Raw genomic sequence first — 19,752 nt, 5'->3', positions numbered from 1 at the left:
GGTTGCGGCAGTGGGCGGCGATGTACGCATCGGCGTCCTGGCGGACACCCATGGGACTCTTCCCGCCGCCGCGCTAGAGGCACTGGAAGGCGTGTCCCTGATTCTGCACGCGGAGGACGTAGGGCGTGAGAGCGTCCTCTTCGAGCTCCAGACGATCGCCCCCGTCATTGCCGTTCGTGGCAACACCGACCCGGTCTTCCCGTCATGGGCGCTGCCCCAGGTGGCACGAACCACGTGTGGCGGAATGAGCTTCTTCGTCGTCCATGCTTTCAGTCCCAGGCATGACCGTCCGGAACCCGGAATCGATGTTGTGGTTGCGGGACATACCCATCTACCTGCTATTACGTCCCTACAGGCGGCGCTTCTCGTGAATCCCGGCTCGACCTCGCGCAACCGGACGCCCGATCGGCGCGGAACGGTCGCGGTCGTTTGCCGCGTAGGCGAACGACCGGAGGCCGAGATCATCGTGCTATAGACCGGCGGTTCCGCCGGCGGCTCATTCTGCTTTGTGCCGCAGATCGTCCGGTGCGACAGCATTCCGACTGTCGCGACGCCTGCAGTGCTTTCCAGGGCCTGTCCACAAGCTCACGGTCGCATGCCGCAATCACGAAGGCGCACACCGATACCGCGTTCCAGCAGGGGAAACGGGGGCATAGCGTCGGTGAGTGGGCGGTTGCGTCTGGTGAACGGCCGCGGGCAAACATGCACCGGGCCACTCACCGCCGTACACATACCCTCAAGTCCCGCTCACCGAGGTCTCTCCACCGCGCACGCCGTTCGACTCGCCCGGGTCTCGCGTCGCGGCTAGGGTTAGGTTAGACAAATGGGCCCGGGCACCCCGGGTCTGCCAAGGAGGTGAGACGCATGAAGGTCTGCATCAAAGGCGCTGCCGAGGACATCAAGTTGGGCGATATCGACGAGGTGTGTATCGACGTCGATCGCATCCTGCTTCCAGTCGACGGTTCCGCACCGGCGGTCGCGGCGACCCAGATGGCGGTCGTCATGGCCAAGACGTTCGGCGCCAAGGTGAAGGCGATCTATGTCGACACCGGCATCGAGGCTCTCGAGCTCCCGGAGGAGATCGAGGCCGAGGACGTGTTCGAAGGCGTGCACAGTTCCATCCGCGGGCTTGCCATCGCCAAGACGATGTGCGAGCGCAACGACGTGGAGTGCGAAGCCGAGGTAGTCAAGGGCGGTGTGGCCAAGCGGATCATCGCCGCGGCCGAGGAGTTCGACGCCGACGTGATCGTGATCGGCGACACGGGTCGCACGGGCATCAAGCGCATCGCGCTCGGCTCGATCGCGGAGACGGTCGTCAAGGGTTCCGACCGACCGGTCTTCGTCGTGAAGGCCGACTAGCAGCTACGTAGACACGGCCGCATGGGCGGCCGATCGATCCTGTATGAGGAGGTGTAGGCGATATGACGAGTTCAGGCGCAGACGCCGCAGCCGTTTCCGGCACACGGGCAACGCACGGCGACCACGTCGATACGATCGAAAGCGTCGATTATGTGTTTCGGGCGCAGCGCAAGCTCAGCTTCACGTACGGCGCGATCTTCTTCGCGGTGACACTGGCTGTTCCGGCGCTCTCCGTATGGGTCGAGGGTTGGTACACCAAGACCATCTGGGGCGGCTTCACATGGAACTACCTGTTCATCTCGCTTCTGTACTACGTGTTCCTGTGGGTCATGGCATGGACCTATTCGCAGAAGGCCGACAAGCTGGATGACACGCTTGCCGACATGGCCGACAAGATCGCAGCCAACAGCTAAGGAAGGAGGTGGCACCATGGGCAATCTGAACGTTCTGGCTATCGTTCTGGTCGTTATTCTCATCGTCTTCACAATCAGTCTGTCGATCTTCTCGCGCCGCTTCACGCGCACGACTGCGGACTTCTATCTTGCCGGTCGCAAGGTAGGTTCTTTCTCAAACGCCTCGGCCATCTCCGGCGACTACCTGTCGGCGGCGTCCTTCCTGGGTGTTGCGGGCGCGGTTTACGCCTCCGGGCTGGACGGCGTGTGGTACGCAGCCGGTTTCGCCGGCGGCTTCATGGTCGTCGTTCTCTTCATTGCATCGGCCTTGCGCCGGTTCGGTGAGTACACGGTGGCCGACTTCGCCTTCGGGCGTTTCGGCTCTAGCCGCATCCGTCTGATCACCGTGCTCGCTGTTCTCCTGACGAGCTTGTTCTATATCGCACCTCAGATGTATGGTGCCGGCACCACCTGGAAGGTACTCGTGGGAACCGGTTTCCTGGGAATGGAACCCTACACGTCTGGCGTCGTCGTCGTAGCCGCGATCATGATGTTCTACGTGGCCATGGGCGGCATGAAGGGGACCACTCTGAACCAGATCTTCCAGTTCTGGTGGCTCGCCTTCGCGATGAGCATGGTTGTGATCTTCGCTTTCAGCAAGGGCTTCAGCTATCCGCAGGCCCTGGCGGACGCCTCGGCCGCCAAGCTCACCAACGTCAAGACAATGAGCGTCGCTGAGGCAACGACCGCTGATCCGACATCGGGCAAGACCCCGATGGACGCGGCCAAGACCGCCATGACTCCCGCGTCTTTCGCGGCAGTGGAAGAGGTTGTGAACGCGGGCGACACTACGGCCAAGGTCGACATCGTTCTTCCGCAGAAGAACAAGTTGCACACACTGCGCGACATGCTCTTCAACGAGCCGGGTCACCGCTACAACACGTTCGACCAGTTCTCGATGGTGCTGGCTCTCGTGCTCGGCACGGCCGGTCTGCCGCACATCCTGAACCGGTACTACACGAACCCCTCCGGGGCTGCGGCTCGCCGCTCGACCTTCTGGGTCCTTATCTTCATCGGCGTGTTCTACATCATGGCCCCGATCGCAGGTCTCGCGGGTCGCCAGTTCATCATGGAGGCCTTCCAGAACGGCACCGCGCCGGCCACGGCCTCCTATGTGGATGGTCTGCTCGTCAAGTCCGACGCTCTCATGCCGACGCTCGCCCAGATTCTCGGCGGAGAGTGGCTCATGGGCGTTGTGGCCGCAGGCGCGTTCGCGGCCATGTTCTCCACGATCGGCGGCCTGTTGATAGCGTCGGCTTCGGCCATCGGCCACGATGTCTACGAGAAGTACATCAACCCGAACGCTTCCGAGGCCAAGCGCGTGTTCGTTGGCAAGACCTCCGTCGTCGTCATAGCCCTTATGGCTCTTGGCATCGGTCTCGGGATTCCGGCCATCGGCCTGGACAAAGCGTACCCGGCACTTATCGCCATGATGGTGACGTGGGCCTTCTCGGTCGGCGCGAGTGCTTTCGTCCCGATGCTGCTTACCGGCATCTGGTGGAAGGGCACGACCGAGCGCGGGGCCACGGCGGGTATCGTCGTCGGTCTTTCGAGCGCCATCGGCATCATCACCCTGAACATGCTCCAGCAGCTCAAGGTGGTCGGCAAGGAGGGCATACTCGGGTTCTTTGGCGCCTTGACGTTCCCCGTGCTGTTCACCTTCCCGCTGGCTCTGCTCACGATCATCATCGTGAGCAAGATCGACGGCCAGCTGCCGGCCAACGTAGACGACATCTGGATGCGGATCCACGGAACAGCTCACGAGCGTCACGAGAAGCAGCACGGTCTCGACAAGGTCGGAGGTCTCTTCCAGAGCAAGAGCTGATCGACCGCTTACATAACCTTCAAGTCCCAACCCCCAGGGACTTGCAGGACTACCTGGCCCCGTTTCTTCGTCCCAGAAGCGGGGCCAGGCCCATTCATGAGTCGCAACACACTCTCAATCGTGCGCCGCCTAGGCAAGTGACTGAATCGCGGCCGCAAGCCTTGCCACGGATTCGGGAGTGCTGTCCGGAAGGTCGAAACGCATCACCCGGCGTCCGTGCGCTGCCAGTGTCACGAGGTCTCCCTCGGCCTGCGCGCGGAAGAGCTGGCCGAGGGTCATGTCCGCTCCCGGGATGTGGACATCAACACGGTCACGGGCGGTGATCACCAGGAAGAGGCCGTTGTCCCGGCCGCCCTTGTGCAGCTGACCGGTCGAATGCAGGTAGCGTGGCCCCATCTCGACGCACACTGCGGTTTGCCTTGCCGAGGAGAGTGTGGTGGCTGCCGCACGCAGTGGCGCGAACAGGGCTTCGTCGTCGGGCAGGTATGCGAGGAGCGCGAGGTAGTCGTCTGGCCGCATCGCGGAAGCGAGCGGATGGAGCGCCTCGTGGAGATTGGTCGGCGCGACTGCGTCTTCGAGCGGGCCTGCATACGTCACCCACACGCCGTCGACATCTGCGATTGCTCTGGGGGCGGCTGCGGTCCCCGCGAGTACGCGCGCGGTGGCCTCCTTCGCCTGGCCGACGTTGGGTTCGTCGAACGGGTTGATGCCCATGAGGTGACCGACCAGGGCGACAGCGTACTCCCAGCGCACGAATTCGGCCCCGATGTCCAGCGGCGCTCCGACTTCGTATTCCATCAGTCGGCATGTGTCCCTGCGCTCAAGAACGAAGTTGATCAGGTGTGCATCGTCGGGTCGTCGGATGACAACGAATGCCCTGTCGTCGCCGAAGACTCGCCGCGGATCCATAGAATGCTCCAAGACAGGTACGATGCCCTCGCCGTTCTTGCCTGTGGACTCAGCGACCAGCTGCTCGATCCACAGTCCGAACGACCGGTACTCGGGGGAGGCGATGACCGTGAGCTTGTCATGCCCCGACTCGTAGCCGTCGACCATCCATGCGGCAAGCTGCGCCCCCGGGTTCTCCTCGGCAGGGGCGTGGCATGCGTCCTGCATGGTTCGGGCCGTGTCGATCAACTGCTTCAGGTCCACGCCGATCAGTCCTGCAGGGGCAAGCCCGAACATGCTCAGGGCGGAGAACCTACCGCCGACGGTAGCGGGCGCCGACAGCGCGACACGCATGACCTGTTTCTGGCGCATCTTCTCGAGCGGGGTTCCCGGATCCGTGACCGCGATGAAGTGCTGACCGGCAGCGGGGCGCTCGAAGTTGGCGTCCATCCATTCGCGGAAGACCGCGTAGAGGGAGAGGGGCTCGATGGTGGTTCCCGACTTGCTCGACACGAGGAAGAACGTGCTTGCGGGGTCGAGCTCGTCGAGCAGCTTACGGACGACCACAGGGGACGTCGTATCGAGTACGTGCAACCGCGGCATGCCCTCCGAGGGACCGATCACGCGTGAAATGACGAGGGGGGCGAGCGACGACCCACCCATTCCGAGGAGAACGATGTCGGTCGCACCCTCGGCCACCAGAGCACGCGCGAGGTTCTCGACGAGCGGGATCCGCCCGATGGCCGCGGACGCCAGGTCGGTCCATCCCAGGCGCTGAATGATCGGCTGCCGCGCATCGACATCGTCGGAGAATAGTAGCGGATCGCGGTTCTTGAGCCGAACCACCGCATCGGCGTCGATCAGACGTTGCAGCGCATCCATGTGCCACCTCTTCGAACTGCTATGAGAATCCCGCGGGCGTGTCTTCAGAGTCTATACCAGTGTTCCCCATCGACCCGTCCAGACCCTCCTCGGCCAGCTCGGGGATGACAGGCGGACCCTCAACGGCCACCATCGGGCGCAGACGTGTCACGGCGATCCCTCCGGCGATCACAGCCGCCCCACCGAGTAGCGTGGCAAGCGTCAGCGGTTCGCCGAGGAAGACGGCGGCGAACAGGACCGCGCTCACGGGCTCGGCGTAGGTGATGATCGCCGCGTGGTCGGCGCGAACGTTACGAAGAGCCGAGAGGAACAGGAAGCCTGTCAGCGCGGTATTGACCACGCCGAGCGCTGCGAGAGATCCCCATTCGCTTGCGGCCTGTGGTCCCGGAAGCAGCACAGCGGCGGGGAGCAGGAGGACGGCGGCGGTGCTGTACTCCACGACCATGTAGACGCTCGCGGAGATGCCCTGGACGAGCCGCCTGGCATTGAGGACGAGGATCGCGTACGTGATCGCAGAAGTGAACGCGAGCGTGGCCCCGAGCATGCTCGCGGGACTGCCCAGGCTGCTCGCCTCGCCCGGGGCCACTATGACCAGCGTGCCTCCCAGCGCCAGTGCGAGCGGAAGGACGACGCGGCGGTCGAACGGTTCCCGGGCCACGAGCGGGGTGAATGCGGCCACGAAGACCGGCCCGAGATAGCCAAGGAGAACCGCGACAGCGACTCCCGTGAGCTGCAGTGCCGTGAAGAAGAGCAGCCAGTTCACGGTGAGCAGGGCTCCCATGCCCATGAGCGCGAGCTTGCGTCGGGTCGGCAGACGGACGATCTCGCCGAGCCGCTTCTTGAAGGTGAGGTACAACAGGAGGGTCGCTCCGGCGAACGCTACTCGCCAGAAGACGATGACAACCGAACTCGTATCGACCGCGCGCACCAAGACCGGGATCGAGCCCCAGATGGTGGCGGCGATGGCGACTCGGGCGAGGCCTGCGGGGGTCTCTTTGCGACGCACAGAGGTCATGGAATCAGTCTATCGTTCCCGAGATGCCGCGTGCGTTTGCGTTTCCGGGCTGTTGGGTGGCGTCAGCAGATGCGGGGCAACTGCTCTCCAACGAGCATGTCCATGATGCGTGTGGCGCCAAAGCCGGTCTGCACATAGACCTTGCCAGCGGGGGACTCGGCGACCTCGCCCACGATCACGGCGTCCTCGCCGTAGGGCGCAGAGCGCATCGCTTCAAGAGCGTCCTCGGCCTGGTCGGCCGGGACCACAGCGACCATCTTGCCCTCGTTGGCGACCTGGAAGACATCGTAGCCGAGCATCTCGCTCGCGCCTTGGACCTGTTCGCGGACGGGGACCGAAGCTTCGACGACGGTGATGGACACTTTCGAGGCGCTTGCCAGCTCGTTGAGAGTGGATGCGAGACCTCCGCGGGTGGGATCGCGGAAGCACCGGGTGCCGGGAGCGGCCCCCAGAACGGCTGCCACGAGGTGGTTCAGAGGAGCCGCGTCCGACTTGATGTCGGTCGAGAACGAAAGGCCCTCGCGGACCGAGATGACTGCGATCCCATGGTCTCCGAGGGTGCCGGAGAGCAAGACCTTGTCGCCCGGTTTGCAGTTGGAGCCGGACAGGTCGACACCGTCAGGCAGGGATCCGATGCCGGCGGTGTTGATGAAGACGCCGTCCCCGTGACCTTTCTCCACCACCTTCGTATCACCGGTGACGATACGAACGCCCGCCTCGGCAGCTGCGTCACGCATCGAGGCGAGGATGCGGTGCAGGTCTTCGATCGGGAAGCCCTCTTCCAGGATGAACCCGACCGACAGGTACAGAGGTGTGGCGCCGGCCGTCGCGATGTCGTTGACGGTGCCACACACTGCGAGCCGTCCGATGTCGCCACCGGGGAAGAACACCGGGCTCACGACGTATGTGTCGGTCGACATGGCCACCCGGCCCGTGCTGACAGCTACCGTCGCGGCGTCGTCTCCACGCAGGAGAATGTCGTCCGCGAAGTCGCGGAAGAACACGTCCTCGATCAGCTCGCGCATCATCGTGCCGCCGCTGCCGTGGGCGAGAAGGATACGGTCCTGGTGCATGGGTTCTCCTTGGTAGGGAACGGGCAGTTCGTGGGGCTAACTCTCCGACTTGCCGTAGTCCGTGTAGCGGTAGTACGCCGCGCAGGAGCCTTCCGAGGAGACCATACACGGGCCGACCGGATGCTCCGGTGTGCATGCGCGACCGAAGAGTCTGCAATCGAAGGGTAGCGTGACCCCGCGAAGCACCTCGCCGCACTGGCAACCCTTGATTTCCTTGGGCTCGGGTGGCGAGATGGGGACTCGTTTGAGGGCGTCGTACTCGGAGTATTCCTCGCGGATGGCAAGCCCGGTGCCGGGGATGACCCCGATGCCGCGCCACTCCGCGTCGCAGGGCTCGAAGACCTGTTCGATCTTGGCTACCGCTGCCGGATTGCCTTCGGGCGGTACCGCTCGCGTATAGGCCACCTCGACCTCGGCGCGACCCTCGGCGACCTGCTTCGCGAGCATGTGAACGCCCTGGAGGATGTCGACCGGCTCGAAACCGGTGATGACGCTTGGGACGTTGTACTCCTCGGCGAGGAAGCGGTAGGGCTCAAGGCCGATGATCACGGAGACGTGGCCCGGCAGGATGAACCCACCGACCGCGACGTCGGGATCGTCGACGAGTGCGCGAAGCGCCAGCGGGACCGTCTTGTGTGCGGAGAAGACAGAGAAGTTCTCAACGCCGCGTGCTGCGGCCTGCTGGATCGCCGAGGCGATCACCGGCACGGTCGTCTCGAAGCCGACGCCGATGAACACGACCTGCTTGTCGGGATTGCGCTCGGCGAGGTCGATGGCGTCAAGAGGCGAGTAGACGACACGGATGTCGCGGCCGTCGCCCTTCTCGGCCGAGAGGGACGAATACGATCCCGGGACTTTCATCATGTCGCCGAAGGTCGTGACGATGACCCCGGGCTGCTTGGAGAACTCGATGGCAGCGTCTATGTCGGCGTTGCTCGTGACGCAGACGGGGCAACCGGGTCCAGAAAGCAGCGTGATGGTTTCGGGCATCACGTCGCGAAGGCCGTTCTTGGCGATGGCGACCGTGTGCGTGCCGCAGACCTCCATGAGCTTGACGGGGGTCGATGCGGTCTTATGGATAGCGTCAATCAGCGTCCGGGCGATGGTCGGGTCCCGGAACCCGCTAAGGTCGAACACCTATGCTCCCTCGGCCATTTCGTCCTCGAGGATGTTCAGAGAGCGGTACAGGTCCAGGGTCTCCTCGGCGAACTGCTCGTCGACGATCTGGATCGCGAAGCCTGCGTGGACGAGAACGTAGTCCTCGACAACCGCATCTGGCACCAGGTCGAGGCTGACATGGCGCGAGACACCCAGGATGTCCACCTCTGCCATCCGGTTCTCACCGATGGACGTGACCTTTGCTGGAATCGCAAGACACATACTGTTTCGTACCTCCCTTTTCGAGGAGACGGCTCCTATGCCACCTTATACCTCATGTCTGTTCGCCCACGCTACGACCGCCTGGCCGAACGACACAGCACCGTCGTTCATCGGCAGCCTGATGTGGGTGAGTGGCGAAAGTCCGGCGTCGGCGAGCCCTCTCACAGCTCCGCCGAGGACAAGGCGATTCATGAATACGCCCCCCGCCAAGGCTACATCGCTGATACCGTTGCGCGATGAAGCCTCTTGACACACGTCGACTATACAGTGGACCACCGCACGATGGAAGCGGCGCGACACGATCCCAGGGGGTGCGCCGTTCGCGACATCCTCCAGCACGCCCACGAGCACGGGCAGCGGGTCGATGAGCCAGGGCTCGCCTTCACCCTGCTCGACGTGCTCGAAGAGGTACGCACCTTCTTCGCCGGGGTCGGCGACGGCCTCGAACTCGATGGCGGCCTGACCCTCGTAGGAGACGTCGTCGCGTACACCCGCGATGGCCGCGACCGCATCGAACAGACGCCCCATCGAAGACGTGAGCGGGCAGTTGACGCTCTTGTCGATCATCTGCAAGAGCAGTGTCTCCTCGCCGTCCGCGAGGCGCGAGCGCAGCGGGGCGGCACCGGGGTGGTCGAGCAGGTCGTGAGCGACAAGCGTGCCAACTGCCATGCGCGCCGGACGACGGATCGCGCCTGCTCCGCCCGGCATGGGGACGTAGGAAAGATGCGCGAACCGCTCGAACGTCGCCCAATCGCCGATGAGAACCTCTCCGCCCCAAATGCGGCCGTCGGAGCCGTACCCGGTGCCATCGAACGACACGCCGATGACCGGGCTGCCGATGCCGTGCTCCGCGGTGACGCTCACGATATGCGCGTGATGGTGTTGGACGCCGATCTTGGGCAGATCGAGCGTGCGTGCGAACTTCGTTGAGAGGTACTCCGGGTGCAGGTCGTGTGCGACCAGACGCGGCTCGATGCGGAAGAGCCGCTTGTACAGGGCGATCGTCTCCTCGTAGGCCGCAAGCGTTTCAGCATTCTCCATGTCGCCGATGTGCTGCGACACGAATGCGTGCTCGCGCGTGAGCAGCGTGAAGGTGTTCTTCTGCTCGGGGCCGCAAGCCAGGATGTCGATGTCGGTCTGAAACGGTAGAGGCACGGGGAAGGGGGCGTAGCCTCTCGCTCGCCTGACCGGTTCCACGAGACCTTCCACGACACGCACGACGGAGTCGTCGTAGCGCGAGTAGATTCCCCGGTCGTGGAGCAGGAACGCATCAGCGATGGCGCCGAGTCGCTCCAGGGCTTCGGAGTTGCCGGTCGCGATGGGCTCCTCGGACAGGTTGCCCGACGTCATCACGAGCGGACGGCCGACCTCGCGCAGGAGGAGGTGGTGTAGAGGCGTGTACGGAAGCATCACCCCCATCTCGCGGAGATCACCGGCGACCGCGGGTGCGATGGGCGTGTCGGCTGCGCCGCCGGCCGGGTCGCGCCTTCGCAGCAGGACGACCGGACGAATGGTGCCTGTGAGCAGGCCCTCTTCCTCGGGACCGACCTCGCAGATGGCTCGCGCGGCTGCGAGATCAGCGACCATGATAGCCAGCGGCCTCCCCCGGCGGTGTTTGCGCTCCCGGAGCAGCTGCACGGCCGCCTCGCTCGTTGCGTCGCAGGCCAGATGAAATCCCCCGAGACCCTTGATCGCGACGATTCTTCCCTCGCCAAGGAGGCGGGCGACTTCGCCGATGATCGCGTCAGACCGCTCGCGCTCGGCGGAGAGCTCCCGGTGAGGGCGGGGGACAGCCTCGGTTTCGGGGGTCCAGGCTGCGTCGGCAGGGAGATCGCGCTCGCCGCCCGCGCCTGGCGCGACGTTGAGGTAGAGGCGCGGACCGCAGACGAAGCATGCGTCGGGCTGCGCGTGGAAGCGCCGGTCGGAGGGGTCGCCGTACTCCCCGGCGCACTCGCCGCACATGGGGAAGTCCCGCATCGTGGTCTGCGGCCGGTCGTACGGGATGTCTTCGATGATGGTGAACCGGGGTCCGCAGTTCGTGCAGTTGATGAAGGGGTAGCGGGCGCGTCGGTCGTGTGCTCCAAGGAGTTCGGCGACGCATGCGTCGCAGGTGGCGATGTCGGGGGAGATGAGCGTCATGGCCCCCTCGACCGCCTGTGACTCGCGGATCTCGAAACCCGCGAACCCTTCGGCCTCCACCTCCTCGGCCACGATCGACTCGATCACTGACATGGGCGGGGCCTGTGAGCGGAGCTGCTCAGCGAACGTCCCGACGGCCTGCTCAGTGCCCTCGACCACGCAGAACACGCCTTCCGAGGAGTTCAGCACCCAGCCGGCAAGGTCGAGGCCGACGGCGAGGTTGTAGACGAACGGCCGGAAGCCGACGCCTTGGACGATACCGGTGATATGGAACGAGAGCGCCTTCAATGGCCCGTCCCTATGAGCGGCTGCTGAACGGGAGCGAAGGCGTGGACTCCGCCACGAAACGGTTGTTCATGAGCACGAAGAGCTTGTACGCCTGGTCGAGGAGGTCCATCGACTCGCATGCCATCGCCGCGTCAAGCGTCTCCTGCGGGCCGCGGAAGGGCGAGTCGTGGATGAACGCGTTGCGCGCCGCGCGGACGTCGCGCCACCGTTTGGGGAACTCCCGGTAGCCAAGCTCCTCGGCGGCCTCCTCGAACTGCTCACCCGTCAGGTGTGGGAAGAGACGGCCGACTCTAGCTCCGATAGCTCGCTGGCCGTCTAGAACGACCTCGCGTACCTTCAGGTCGGCGCCGCGGGCGCTCAGTATTCGGTCGATGATGTCTTCGAGGATCGCCTCGAGGAACGCGGCGACTAGGATCACGACGATCTCCGACTCGCCCTCGGAATGGTAGTGGCGGATGCGGGCGTCGAGGCGGCGGAGGCGCTCCGGCGGAAAGGTGCGGCGTCCGTCGGCCGGGGACTTGCAGATGGGGCACAGGGTCTCGCCGGCACCGAACCTCTCTTCACTGGAAAGGAAGCCGCAGTGGGGACACTCGAAGAAGATCGGCGTCGTGCCGATCTGACTGTGCTGGATGACGCTGTTCTTGGCCTTCCGCTTCTGATTCACGAGCACGATTGTAACAGCGTGATACGAGTTGCGCACTGAGGAGCGCTTCGGGCCGGTGGACGCACAAACGCCCGGCGCGGGCCTGGCCGCCGGGCGTCTTGGTCGCGCACCTGGACCGCTTTCAGACCAGCTCCACATTGACCCCGTCCGAAGCATCGGAATCGAGTCCGTTCACGCCCGCCTCAAGCTTGGCGCGAGCCTCGCCAAGGAGAACGCTCGCCTGCGCGATGGCAATGCTGGAATCGGTGCGTTGCCCGTGATCCGCCAGGTGGTGGAGCTGCTCGAGCCACTGTTGCACCATGGCGAGGGCGTCGTCCGACTGTGCGATGGCGAGCTTGAGTTGCTCGGCATTGATGCCGTGTTCACACATGTTGGTTCCTCCTTCTGTCTAGCCGATCCAGGGGGCCAGTTCGTCGAGAAGACGCTTCTTGGGCATGGCGCCGACGAGCTTCTTTGCGACCTCGCCGTCAGCGAATACCAGAAGCGTGGGGATCGACAGGATGTCGAAACGCTGCGCGACGGCCGGATTCTCGTCAACGTTGAGCTTCCCGACGACGATCTTGTCCGCGTGCTCCTCGGCGATCTCCTTGAGAACTGGCTCCATCATGCGGCACGGGCCGCACCACGGCGCCCAGAAGTCCAGCACAACGGGCTTGTCGCTGCCAAGGACCTCGGTCTCGAAGCCAGCGTCGGTGACCTGCATCATGTCGCTCATACCCCTGATCTCCCTTCCTTGCGGTCAGATAGAGCAGACCTTCTCGTCTATGTACTTGAGTGCCTCGAACGCCGCAGACGCACCTTTCGCGGCGGCCGTGATCACCTGCTTGAGTTCGGAGTCGGTTACGTCTCCTGCCGCGTATATGCCCGGCCACGACGTGCGTCCGTCGTGGTCGGCCGTGATGTAGCCGCTCTCGTTCATGTCAGCCAGGTCATGCGCGAGCGCGTTCACAGGGTCCACTCCCACGAATATGAACACGCCGTCGAGGGGCAGGAGCAACTCCGGCTCCCCCTTTGTCGACGCCAGTCGCAGCGCACTCACTTTGCCGTCCTGGCCGACGATCTCGGTGACAACACGGCTCCACTGCACCTCGATCTTGTCGTTGGCGAAGCAGCGCTCCTGGATGCACTTGGTAGCACGCAGTTCGTCGCGACGGTGAATGACGTGCACGCGTTTGGCGAACTTGGTGAGGAACAGCGTTTCCTCGATGGCCGCGTCGCCGCCGCCGACGACAGCGACGATCTTGTCCTTGAACAGGGCGCCATCGCATGTCGCACACCAGGACACGCCACGTCCGGTGAACTCGGCCTCACCGGGCACGCCGAGCTTCTTCGGCACCGCCCCGGTTGCGAGAATCACAGCTCGGGCCAGGTAGCGCTCGTCGTCGGCTGTGGTAACGATGAAGTCAAGGTCTGACGGCTCGATGCGCTCGACGGCCGTGAATGACTTGATCTCGGCGCCGAACTCCTCGGCCTGCTCAAGCATCAGGCCGCCGAGTTCTTGGCCGGAGAGCCCCCTGGGGAAACCCGGGTAGTTCTCGACCCAGTCGGTCGTGACGATCTGGCCGCCAGGGATACCTTGCTCGAAAACGATGGTTCGGGCGCGTGCGCGCGAGGCATAGAGCGCGGCTGTGAGCCCTGCAGGTCCTCCACCGACGATTGCGATATCGACGTTCTCCATGACTCTAGAGAGTCCCCCCGCTCGGTAGTGGCTGTCCCGCAGCCTCGGCTTCCTTCTTCACCTGGTCGAGCGCTGTCTGGGCCTCTTCGCGGATGCTCTTCGCCCGCTCATCTCCGCCCTGGGTGAGTTCGATGACCTTCTGGAATTGGCTGGCGGCCGCAGGGTAGTCGGTCCGTCCCTTCCAGTAGAAGATTCCCAGGTTGAAGTTGGCCTGAATGTGATCCGGTTCCTTCTCGAGAACCTTGACTGCCTCCTGCAGAGCCCGGTCGGTCTGGCCGGCATAGAAGTAGGACGCGGCCAGGTCGGTTCGGACGTCGTTGGCGTCGGGCTTCGCCTCGCGGTATTTCTCGTAGTGCCGGATTGCGAGCGTCGAGTATCGGACGTCTCCCGTCTGGATTCGCAGTTCGTAGTAGAGATTGGCGAGTGTCAGCCGGGTGTCGAGATCGTTCTCGTTCTGGCTCAGTGTCTGGAGGTAGTCGAGGATCTTGAGCTCGCTGGGCGACAGCTGCTCCCGGAACTCGGTCGGCACAGAGGTGATCGTGCGCGCGCTGCGGGCGCCATAGATCGTGACGACGACGATTGCCGCAAACACGGCAAGTGCGATGGCGAGAATCGCCAGAGGTATCCTGTATCGCTGAAACGGGCGAATGATGTAGCGCCGCGCGAAGCTTCCCTCGACACCGTCGCCGTGGCGCTCTACCGCGAGCCCCAGCGACTGGGCCTTGAGAAGCATATTGAGGTCGTTCGTGAGCATTGTGAGCGAGTCGCAGTCCTCGCGGCAGACCTGGAATGCGACGGCGAGTATCCTGTCGTCCGCGTTGCGCGTCGAGAGGTTCTCGGGTAGCTCTGAGTCGCTATCGAGCGGCACCACGCGCAGCTTGCCCCCGTCGGGTAGGTCCACCCCGCCGATCAGGCTGCCTTGCTCGGACAGCTCGAACAGGATCCGACTGACCTCTCTTCCCCGGAAACGGAGGTCGGGATCGACCCGTGACGTCTTGAGCTTGTCCAGTTCGCCAAGGACCGTCTCGGGGATGATGATCTCCGCATCGGGAAATGACAGCAGGACGCCCGGGTCGGCGAGAAGCACGTTGGTGTCGATGACTAGTGTGCGCATGGGAGTCAGTCTACCCCAGTCAGGGGTTTCTCATCTCGACCTGGTCAGTTGCGAAGCGCATTGGCTTCCGATCTCACTTTGAATGCGCTTCCGGCCGGAAGACCCTCGACGACGCCCATGATGCGTGCGAGTGCCCAAGTTCGAGTCAAGGGCATCTCGGTCCAGACATAGACGCGCTCGCCACGAATATCGACTGCGTAGACGGTCACGCCGCGCGTCGCGGCGTACTCCGCAGCAGCCAATCCGACGGTTTCGCGCGAGCCCTTCGTCCGGCCTGCCGCTGATGCAGTGCTGCGGGTGATGTTCGACAGTTCGTAGACGGTGGTCGCATACCGTCCTGCGTCATTCGCGATGACCGCGAAGACCGCGATAGCGAGGGCGACACCGAGCCATTTCTTCATCGAGCTGCCTCCATCGATGTCATCTTGTCATTCCGGGGGTGTAGTCTCGCGCCGAGAGACGCTCTTGACGCGGTGTCGGATGAAGAGCAACAACCCTATCAGGATGACAGCCAGGCCTGACACTGTCACCAGCCTGTCCAGGTAAGATGCTCTCACTGTCACGGTGGTCTCGTCCAGGCGGACATCACCGGCCCACACTCCGAGCTTGAGGCGGCCAGACAGCGCCGACTTCAGGTCAACGGGCACGGTAATGAAGTTGTCCGATGGTCTCAGAACCAAGCTCTTGGAGGATTCGCCGATGAGTCCGAGTCCTGATGGTTCGGCCCGCAGTGTGACTGCGAGCTCCCGTTCAGTGCCGTTGGCGATGACGACGGGGATATCGCCCCGGGCGCTCGACAGAGTGACGTCCTTGGCGATGATAGAAACCCCGTCCAGGATCGCTTCGCTAGCTCTGCGGGCCGCTGCGGCGTAAGCACGGCCTCGGTCTGCGAGGCTCCAGCTTCCATCAGAGCCGGCCCAAGATCGGCTCTCCGCAATCAGAGAGGCGGCGACAGTCGAGTTGGCGCCGCTGTCCTGCTCGCCGACCGCGGCTACGAGTGCCTGCGCGTAGGCCCGAGCGGTGCTCACTTCGGACCAGTAGCCTCCCGGGGCATCTGTTCCGGTGTCCGGCGCTGCGGTGACGCGTATGTCCGCGCCGGCGTCGCCCGCCGCCGCCTGGGTCCCGCTTACCAGTCTCACCCAGCTCGCCGAGCTGAGCGATGTGGCGCAGCGAGCGAGATCGCCGGACGCGGACCCGCCTCTACGACCGAGTTGCACAAGGGCCACGACCGGCTGGCCGGGGGTCTCCGAGCGGTACCGGTCGAAGACCGAGTCCGCGAGTCCGCGTGGATCGCCGCTCGCAAGGCCTGCCGAGGCTCTTCGGTCGACCAGCAACACCCGCAGATTCGAGCGTTCGATCACATGCAGTCCCGGGACCAGCTCGCCCTGAGGTTCCACAGACGCCGTGGTGGTCACCGCATAGGTCAGCCCGCGACCGCCGATCGCAGCGAGAGCCTCCGAGGGCAGGGCTCCGGCAGCAAGCATCGTTCCCGGGCTCGGGGTGGTCTCGAGAGCCGCCAAGGAGGACGATAGGCCCCTTTCGTAGTGCTGAGTTAGGTCGAGCATCCTGTCGATTGCCTGCAGGCCCTCCGTGTCGGGCTGCGCATACGGCACACTCAGAAGCTCGAGACGTCCGGTACCGATCGCCGTCCGGAGCACGTCAAGCGTCGCCGAGTAACGCTTGGGCGTCGGATCCTCGGCGGGAACGGTGACGACACCCTCAGGAGCTGCGAGATCGTATCCGAGGGAGATCCGTGCCCACTCTTCGAACACCAGAGGTGGAGCGGCGAGTGTGACTCGAATCTCGGGCTTACCGAGGATGAGTCTGCACAGCTCATCGGTCTGTCTACGGGCGGCGTCCGACGTTGACGGGTCGGTCGCCGCCCGCCCTTGGGGGTCGAAGATCGGGGGCGAGTCGAGTGCTGCCACGAGAACCACGGGTGTGGCTGTGCGGTTCCTGTCGAACACGAGGAGCCGGTCTTCGATCGTCCACTCGCGGACCTCTCCGCTGTCGGATCTCACGCGGACCTCGATCGGATAGGCATCGGCTTCAAGATCGAGGTCGGCAAGTCCGCGCGAGAAGGTGATATCGACGGTGCCGGTGGCGACTTCGTGGCGAATCTCGGTCTTCTGGTACAGCAGCCGACCTGTTGAGCGCCGGATTTGGAGACGTACCTCGAGATAGGAGGTCGGCCGATCAACCTCGACGCCTACTCGGAAGCTGAACTCGCCGTCCGCAGGCACGGCGAGTTCTCCTGTGTCCAGGGTTACCGGGAGTACGCCCGAATCCTCTCGCCCCGAAGGCGGCGTTGCCGGGGCGCTGCCGGCGATCGTGGCCAGAGTCAGCGATGCCAGCAGCATGAGCGCAAAGGCGGGGACGATTGCCCGGCGTCGCGCAGTCGAGGCGTGCATCAAAACGGACTCCAAGTCAGCTCACAGTTCCTGAGCTGGTATCGTGCACAGGACGTGGCGTGTACGGTGTCGAAGAATCGGGCAGAATGATTATCGCATGACCCGACGAAAGGAATCTCCCCGCATGTCTGAACTCAGCGGACCGCATACGATCCCCGACGTGCTCCCGCTCATTCCGCTGCGGGACCTGATTCTCTTCCCGAATCTCGTGGTCCCGCTGTTCGTGGGGCGCGAGCGGTCGATCAACGCCCTCGAAGAGGCGATGAGGGAGGGCCATATGGTCGCCCTGGTCACTCAGAAGCAGGCGGAGGTCCAGGACCCCGGTCCGGACGACGTCTACGAGATCGGGTGCGTCTCGACCATCATGCAGGAGCTCAAGTTGCCGGACGGCACAGCCAAGGCTCTCGTTGAGGGTGCACAGCGCATCCGGATCGTGGAGTGGGTGCAGACCGAGCCGTACCTTGCTGCCCGTGTGGAACCTATCGAGGAGTCGGTCGAGGTCGACGTCGAGACCGAGGCGTTGATGCGGGCCCTCATCAACGATTTCGAGAGAGCATCCGACCTTGGCAAGCCGATTCCGCAAGAGGTCTTGATGGCCGCTTCGACCATCCAGGAACCTGGAAGGCTCGCGGATTTCGTCACGTTTCACCTGAACCTGAAGGTCGAGGAGAAGCAGAAGATCCTCGAGGCCATCAAGCCCAGGGAACGGCTCGAGCGTGCGACGGGCTTCTTGCGCAAGGAACTGGAGATTCTGGAGATCGGCTCCAAGATCCAGAATCGCGTCAAAGAGCAGATGACCAAGACGCAGCGAGAGTACTTCCTTCGCGAACAGCTCAAGGCGATCCAACAGGAACTCGGTCAATACGATGAGATCCAGGCGGAGATCGACGAGTACAAGAACAAGATCGCCGAGGCAGGCATGCCCGAGCCGGTGGCGGAGAAGGCGCTCAAGGAGCTCGGTCGCCTGGAGAAGATGCCGTCAGCAGCTGCCGAGACCTCGGTCATCCGCACCTATCTCGACTGGCTCACCGGGCTTCCCTGGAACGTCGAATCCGAGGAGAAACTCGACCTCGTCGCCGCTCAGCAGATCCTCGACGAGGACCACTACGGTCTCGAGAAGGTCAAGGAGCGCGTGCTTGAGTACCTTGCGGTTCACAAGCTCACGGATCGCATGAGGGGCCCCATTCTTTGCTTCGTGGGACCTCCCGGCGTCGGCAAGACATCCATCGGCAAGTCGATCGCCCGCTCGCTCGGACGGGAGTTCATCCGCATATCCCTTGGCGGAGTGCGCGACGAGGCCGAGATCCGCGGACACCGCAGGACCTACGTGGGTGCCTTGCCGGGTCGAATCATCCAGTCCATCAGTCAAGCAGGCACGAACAACTCCGTATTCATGATGGACGAGATCGACAAGGTGGGCATGGACTTCCGGGGCGACCCCACCAGTGCCCTGCTGGAGGTGCTCGACCCGGAACAGAACAACGCGTTCCAGGACCACTATCTCGAGGCGCCCTTCGATCTTTCGAATGTCATGTTCATCACGACGGCGAACCTCCTTGACCCGGTGCCGCCCGCGCTGCGGGATCGCATGGAGGTCATCCACTTCCCGGGCTACACAGAGGACGAGAAGTCGCACATCGCGCGGCAGTACCTCATCCCCAAGCAGGTTGCGGAACACGGGCTCACGCCGGGCAAGCTCGAGATCGTCGACGAAGTGGTGAGGGAGATCGTGCGGCGCTACACGCGAGAGGCAGGCGTGCGCAATCTCGAGCGGACGATTGCGATGATCTGCCGGCAGGTGGCGCGGAAGGTGGTCGAAGGCAAGAAAGGCAAGACCCGGGTCACCAAACGCAACATCCACACCTACCTTGGCCCGCCCAAGTTCTCCTACGGGTTGGCCGAGGAGCGGGATGAGATCGGAGTCGCGACCGGCCTGGTCTGGACCGAGGTTGGAGGCGACATCATCTTCATCGAGGCAACCAAGATGCCGGGCGATGGCAAGCTCACGCTCACCGGACAGCTCGGAGACGTCATGCGGGAATCTGCCCAGGCTGCGGTCTCATATATCCGCACTCGCGCCGCTAGCCTCGGCATTGACGAGGACTTCAACAGGAAGTACGACATGCACATCCATGTACCGGCTGCCGCCATACCGAAGGACGGTCCTTCGGCGGGAATCACGATGGCCATCGCTCTTGCGTCGTGCCTTATCGAGTGCCCGGTGCGGCGCGATCTGGCCATGACGGGTGAGATCACACTCCGCGGCAGGGTTCTGCCGATAGGCGGACTCAAGGAGAAGCTGCTGGCCGCACACCGGGCGGGAATCACCACCGCCCTCATACCCAAGGAGAACGTGCGGGACCTGGATCTCCTGCCACCACACGTGCGCGATGACTTGGAGATCATACCGGTCGACTCCATGGACGAGGTCTTTGCGCGTGCGCTAGTCGATGGCTGCGGGCCGCCACCCAAGAAGCGCAAGCCGCTCTCCACCTAGGTCCGCGCGGCGAATCAGGAGGGGGCGCAGTAGCGTTCTAGACTTAGTACCAACGAAGGCATGGGCTTAGACAAGACAAAGTTCGGG

General features: G+C 63.9%; 18 protein-coding genes. 5 read left to right on the top strand and 13 right to left on the bottom strand.

Going from position 1 to position 19,752, the window contains the following annotated elements:
* The first annotated feature begins 10 nt into the window (after positions 1 to 10).
* The 4 genes from Q8K99_13800 (at position 11) to Q8K99_13785 (ending at position 3,636) form a co-directional block, all read left to right on the top strand.
* Positions 11 to 475, top strand: coding sequence for a metallophosphoesterase family protein (locus tag Q8K99_13800; GenBank protein ID MDP2183626.1), 465 nt, complete (start codon positions 11 to 13; stop codon positions 473 to 475).
* A 389-nt stretch (positions 476 to 864) separates the two neighbouring features.
* Positions 865 to 1,359: a universal stress protein gene (locus tag Q8K99_13795; protein MDP2183625.1), complete on the top strand. Its 495-nt coding sequence runs from the start codon at positions 865 to 867 to the stop codon at positions 1,357 to 1,359.
* Positions 1,360 to 1,421: 62 nt separating this feature from the next.
* Positions 1,422 to 1,772 (top strand): DUF485 domain-containing protein, encoded by a 351-nt coding sequence (locus Q8K99_13790; GenBank protein MDP2183624.1) that lies wholly within the window; start codon positions 1,422 to 1,424, stop codon positions 1,770 to 1,772.
* Positions 1,773 to 1,788: 16 nt separating this feature from the next.
* Complete coding sequence (locus Q8K99_13785) at positions 1,789 to 3,636, top strand: cation acetate symporter (protein ID MDP2183623.1); 1,848 nt, start codon at positions 1,789 to 1,791, stop codon at positions 3,634 to 3,636.
* A 129-nt stretch (positions 3,637 to 3,765) separates the two neighbouring features.
* Here the strand turns inward: Q8K99_13785 and Q8K99_13780 are convergent, their stop codons facing one another.
* The 13 genes from Q8K99_13780 to Q8K99_13720 all read right to left on the bottom strand — a co-directional run bounded on the left by Q8K99_13780 (position 3,766) and on the right by Q8K99_13720 (position 17,168).
* Positions 3,766 to 5,406 (bottom strand): glucose-6-phosphate isomerase, encoded by a 1,641-nt coding sequence (locus tag Q8K99_13780; protein MDP2183622.1) that lies wholly within the window; start codon positions 5,404 to 5,406, stop codon positions 3,766 to 3,768.
* A gap of 19 nt (positions 5,407 to 5,425) precedes the next feature.
* Positions 5,426 to 6,421 (bottom strand): EamA family transporter, encoded by a 996-nt coding sequence (locus tag Q8K99_13775; GenBank protein MDP2183621.1) that lies wholly within the window; start codon positions 6,419 to 6,421, stop codon positions 5,426 to 5,428.
* 62 nt (positions 6,422 to 6,483) lie between these two features.
* A complete protein-coding gene (gene hypE / locus Q8K99_13770) occupies positions 6,484 to 7,494 on the bottom strand; it encodes a hydrogenase expression/formation protein HypE (GenBank protein MDP2183620.1) in 1,011 nt (336 codons plus the stop codon).
* 36 nt (positions 7,495 to 7,530) lie between these two features.
* Positions 7,531 to 8,631: a hydrogenase formation protein HypD gene (hypD, locus tag Q8K99_13765; GenBank protein ID MDP2183619.1), complete on the bottom strand. Its 1,101-nt coding sequence runs from the start codon at positions 8,629 to 8,631 to the stop codon at positions 7,531 to 7,533.
* The gene (locus Q8K99_13760) at positions 8,632 to 8,874 is read right to left on the bottom strand and encodes a HypC/HybG/HupF family hydrogenase formation chaperone (GenBank protein MDP2183618.1); all 243 of its coding nucleotides are present in this window, start codon (positions 8,872 to 8,874) and stop codon (positions 8,632 to 8,634) included.
* Positions 8,875 to 8,919: 45 nt separating this feature from the next.
* Positions 8,920 to 11,301: a carbamoyltransferase HypF gene (gene hypF, locus Q8K99_13755; GenBank protein MDP2183617.1), complete on the bottom strand. Its 2,382-nt coding sequence runs from the start codon at positions 11,299 to 11,301 to the stop codon at positions 8,920 to 8,922.
* A gap of 10 nt (positions 11,302 to 11,311) precedes the next feature.
* Complete coding sequence (locus Q8K99_13750) at positions 11,312 to 12,001, bottom strand: hypothetical protein (protein MDP2183616.1); 690 nt, start codon at positions 11,999 to 12,001, stop codon at positions 11,312 to 11,314.
* Between the two features lie 85 nt (positions 12,002 to 12,086).
* The gene (locus Q8K99_13745; protein MDP2183615.1) at positions 12,087 to 12,335 is read right to left on the bottom strand and encodes a hypothetical protein; all 249 of its coding nucleotides are present in this window, start codon (positions 12,333 to 12,335) and stop codon (positions 12,087 to 12,089) included.
* Positions 12,336 to 12,353: 18 nt separating this feature from the next.
* Positions 12,354 to 12,680: a thioredoxin gene (gene trxA / locus Q8K99_13740; protein MDP2183614.1), complete on the bottom strand. Its 327-nt coding sequence runs from the start codon at positions 12,678 to 12,680 to the stop codon at positions 12,354 to 12,356.
* Positions 12,681 to 12,704: 24 nt separating this feature from the next.
* On the bottom strand, positions 12,705 to 13,643 hold the full coding sequence (gene trxB / locus Q8K99_13735) for a thioredoxin-disulfide reductase (GenBank protein ID MDP2183613.1): 939 nt from the start codon (positions 13,641 to 13,643) through the stop codon (positions 12,705 to 12,707).
* A gap of 4 nt (positions 13,644 to 13,647) precedes the next feature.
* Positions 13,648 to 14,757 (bottom strand): PIN domain-containing protein, encoded by a 1,110-nt coding sequence (locus Q8K99_13730; protein MDP2183612.1) that lies wholly within the window; start codon positions 14,755 to 14,757, stop codon positions 13,648 to 13,650.
* 44 nt (positions 14,758 to 14,801) lie between these two features.
* Positions 14,802 to 15,158 (bottom strand): hypothetical protein, encoded by a 357-nt coding sequence (locus Q8K99_13725; protein ID MDP2183611.1) that lies wholly within the window; start codon positions 15,156 to 15,158, stop codon positions 14,802 to 14,804.
* A gap of 27 nt (positions 15,159 to 15,185) precedes the next feature.
* Entirely contained in the window at positions 15,186 to 17,168 is a 1,983-nt protein-coding gene (locus Q8K99_13720; protein ID MDP2183610.1) for a DUF6049 family protein, read from the bottom strand.
* A gap of 124 nt (positions 17,169 to 17,292) precedes the next feature.
* On the opposite strand from Q8K99_13720, the gene lon reads away from it, so the two are divergent.
* Positions 17,293 to 19,665, top strand: a complete 2,373-nt coding sequence (gene lon, locus Q8K99_13715) for an endopeptidase La (GenBank protein ID MDP2183609.1) — start codon at positions 17,293 to 17,295, stop codon at positions 19,663 to 19,665.
* Positions 19,666 to 19,752: the final 87 nt, after the last annotated feature.

Source organism: Actinomycetota bacterium, from assembly GCA_030682655.1.
Lineage (GTDB): Bacteria > Actinomycetota > Coriobacteriia > Anaerosomatales > JAUXNU01 > JAUXNU01.
This window is presented reverse-complemented; position numbering and strand designations above follow the sequence as displayed.

What these genes read in the sequence shown, in the direction of transcription:
- Q8K99_13720 (MDP2183610.1), bottom strand. Translation starts at nt 17,168, where the DNA reads ATGCACGCCTCGACTGCGCGACGCCGGGCAATCGTCCCCGCCTTTGCG.
- Q8K99_13790 (MDP2183624.1), top strand. Translation starts at nt 1,422, where the DNA reads ATGACGAGTTCAGGCGCAGACGCCGCAGCCGTTTCCGGCACACGGGCA.
- Q8K99_13745 (MDP2183615.1), bottom strand. Translation starts at nt 12,335, where the DNA reads ATGTGTGAACACGGCATCAATGCCGAGCAACTCAAGCTCGCCATCGCA.
- lon (MDP2183609.1), top strand. Translation starts at nt 17,293, where the DNA reads ATGTCTGAACTCAGCGGACCGCATACGATCCCCGACGTGCTCCCGCTC.
- Q8K99_13775 (MDP2183621.1), bottom strand. Translation starts at nt 6,421, where the DNA reads ATGACCTCTGTGCGTCGCAAAGAGACCCCCGCAGGCCTCGCCCGAGTC.
- trxB (MDP2183613.1), bottom strand. Translation starts at nt 13,643, where the DNA reads ATGGAGAACGTCGATATCGCAATCGTCGGTGGAGGACCTGCAGGGCTC.
- hypE (MDP2183620.1), bottom strand. Translation starts at nt 7,494, where the DNA reads ATGCACCAGGACCGTATCCTTCTCGCCCACGGCAGCGGCGGCACGATG.
- Q8K99_13725 (MDP2183611.1), bottom strand. Translation starts at nt 15,158, where the DNA reads ATGAAGAAATGGCTCGGTGTCGCCCTCGCTATCGCGGTCTTCGCGGTC.
- Q8K99_13780 (MDP2183622.1), bottom strand. Translation starts at nt 5,406, where the DNA reads ATGGATGCGCTGCAACGTCTGATCGACGCCGATGCGGTGGTTCGGCTC.
- Q8K99_13760 (MDP2183618.1), bottom strand. Translation starts at nt 8,874, where the DNA reads ATGTGTCTTGCGATTCCAGCAAAGGTCACGTCCATCGGTGAGAACCGG.
- trxA (MDP2183614.1), bottom strand. Translation starts at nt 12,680, where the DNA reads ATGAGCGACATGATGCAGGTCACCGACGCTGGCTTCGAGACCGAGGTC.
- Q8K99_13795 (MDP2183625.1), top strand. Translation starts at nt 865, where the DNA reads ATGAAGGTCTGCATCAAAGGCGCTGCCGAGGACATCAAGTTGGGCGAT.
- Q8K99_13730 (MDP2183612.1), bottom strand. Translation starts at nt 14,757, where the DNA reads ATGCGCACACTAGTCATCGACACCAACGTGCTTCTCGCCGACCCGGGC.
- Q8K99_13785 (MDP2183623.1), top strand. Translation starts at nt 1,789, where the DNA reads ATGGGCAATCTGAACGTTCTGGCTATCGTTCTGGTCGTTATTCTCATC.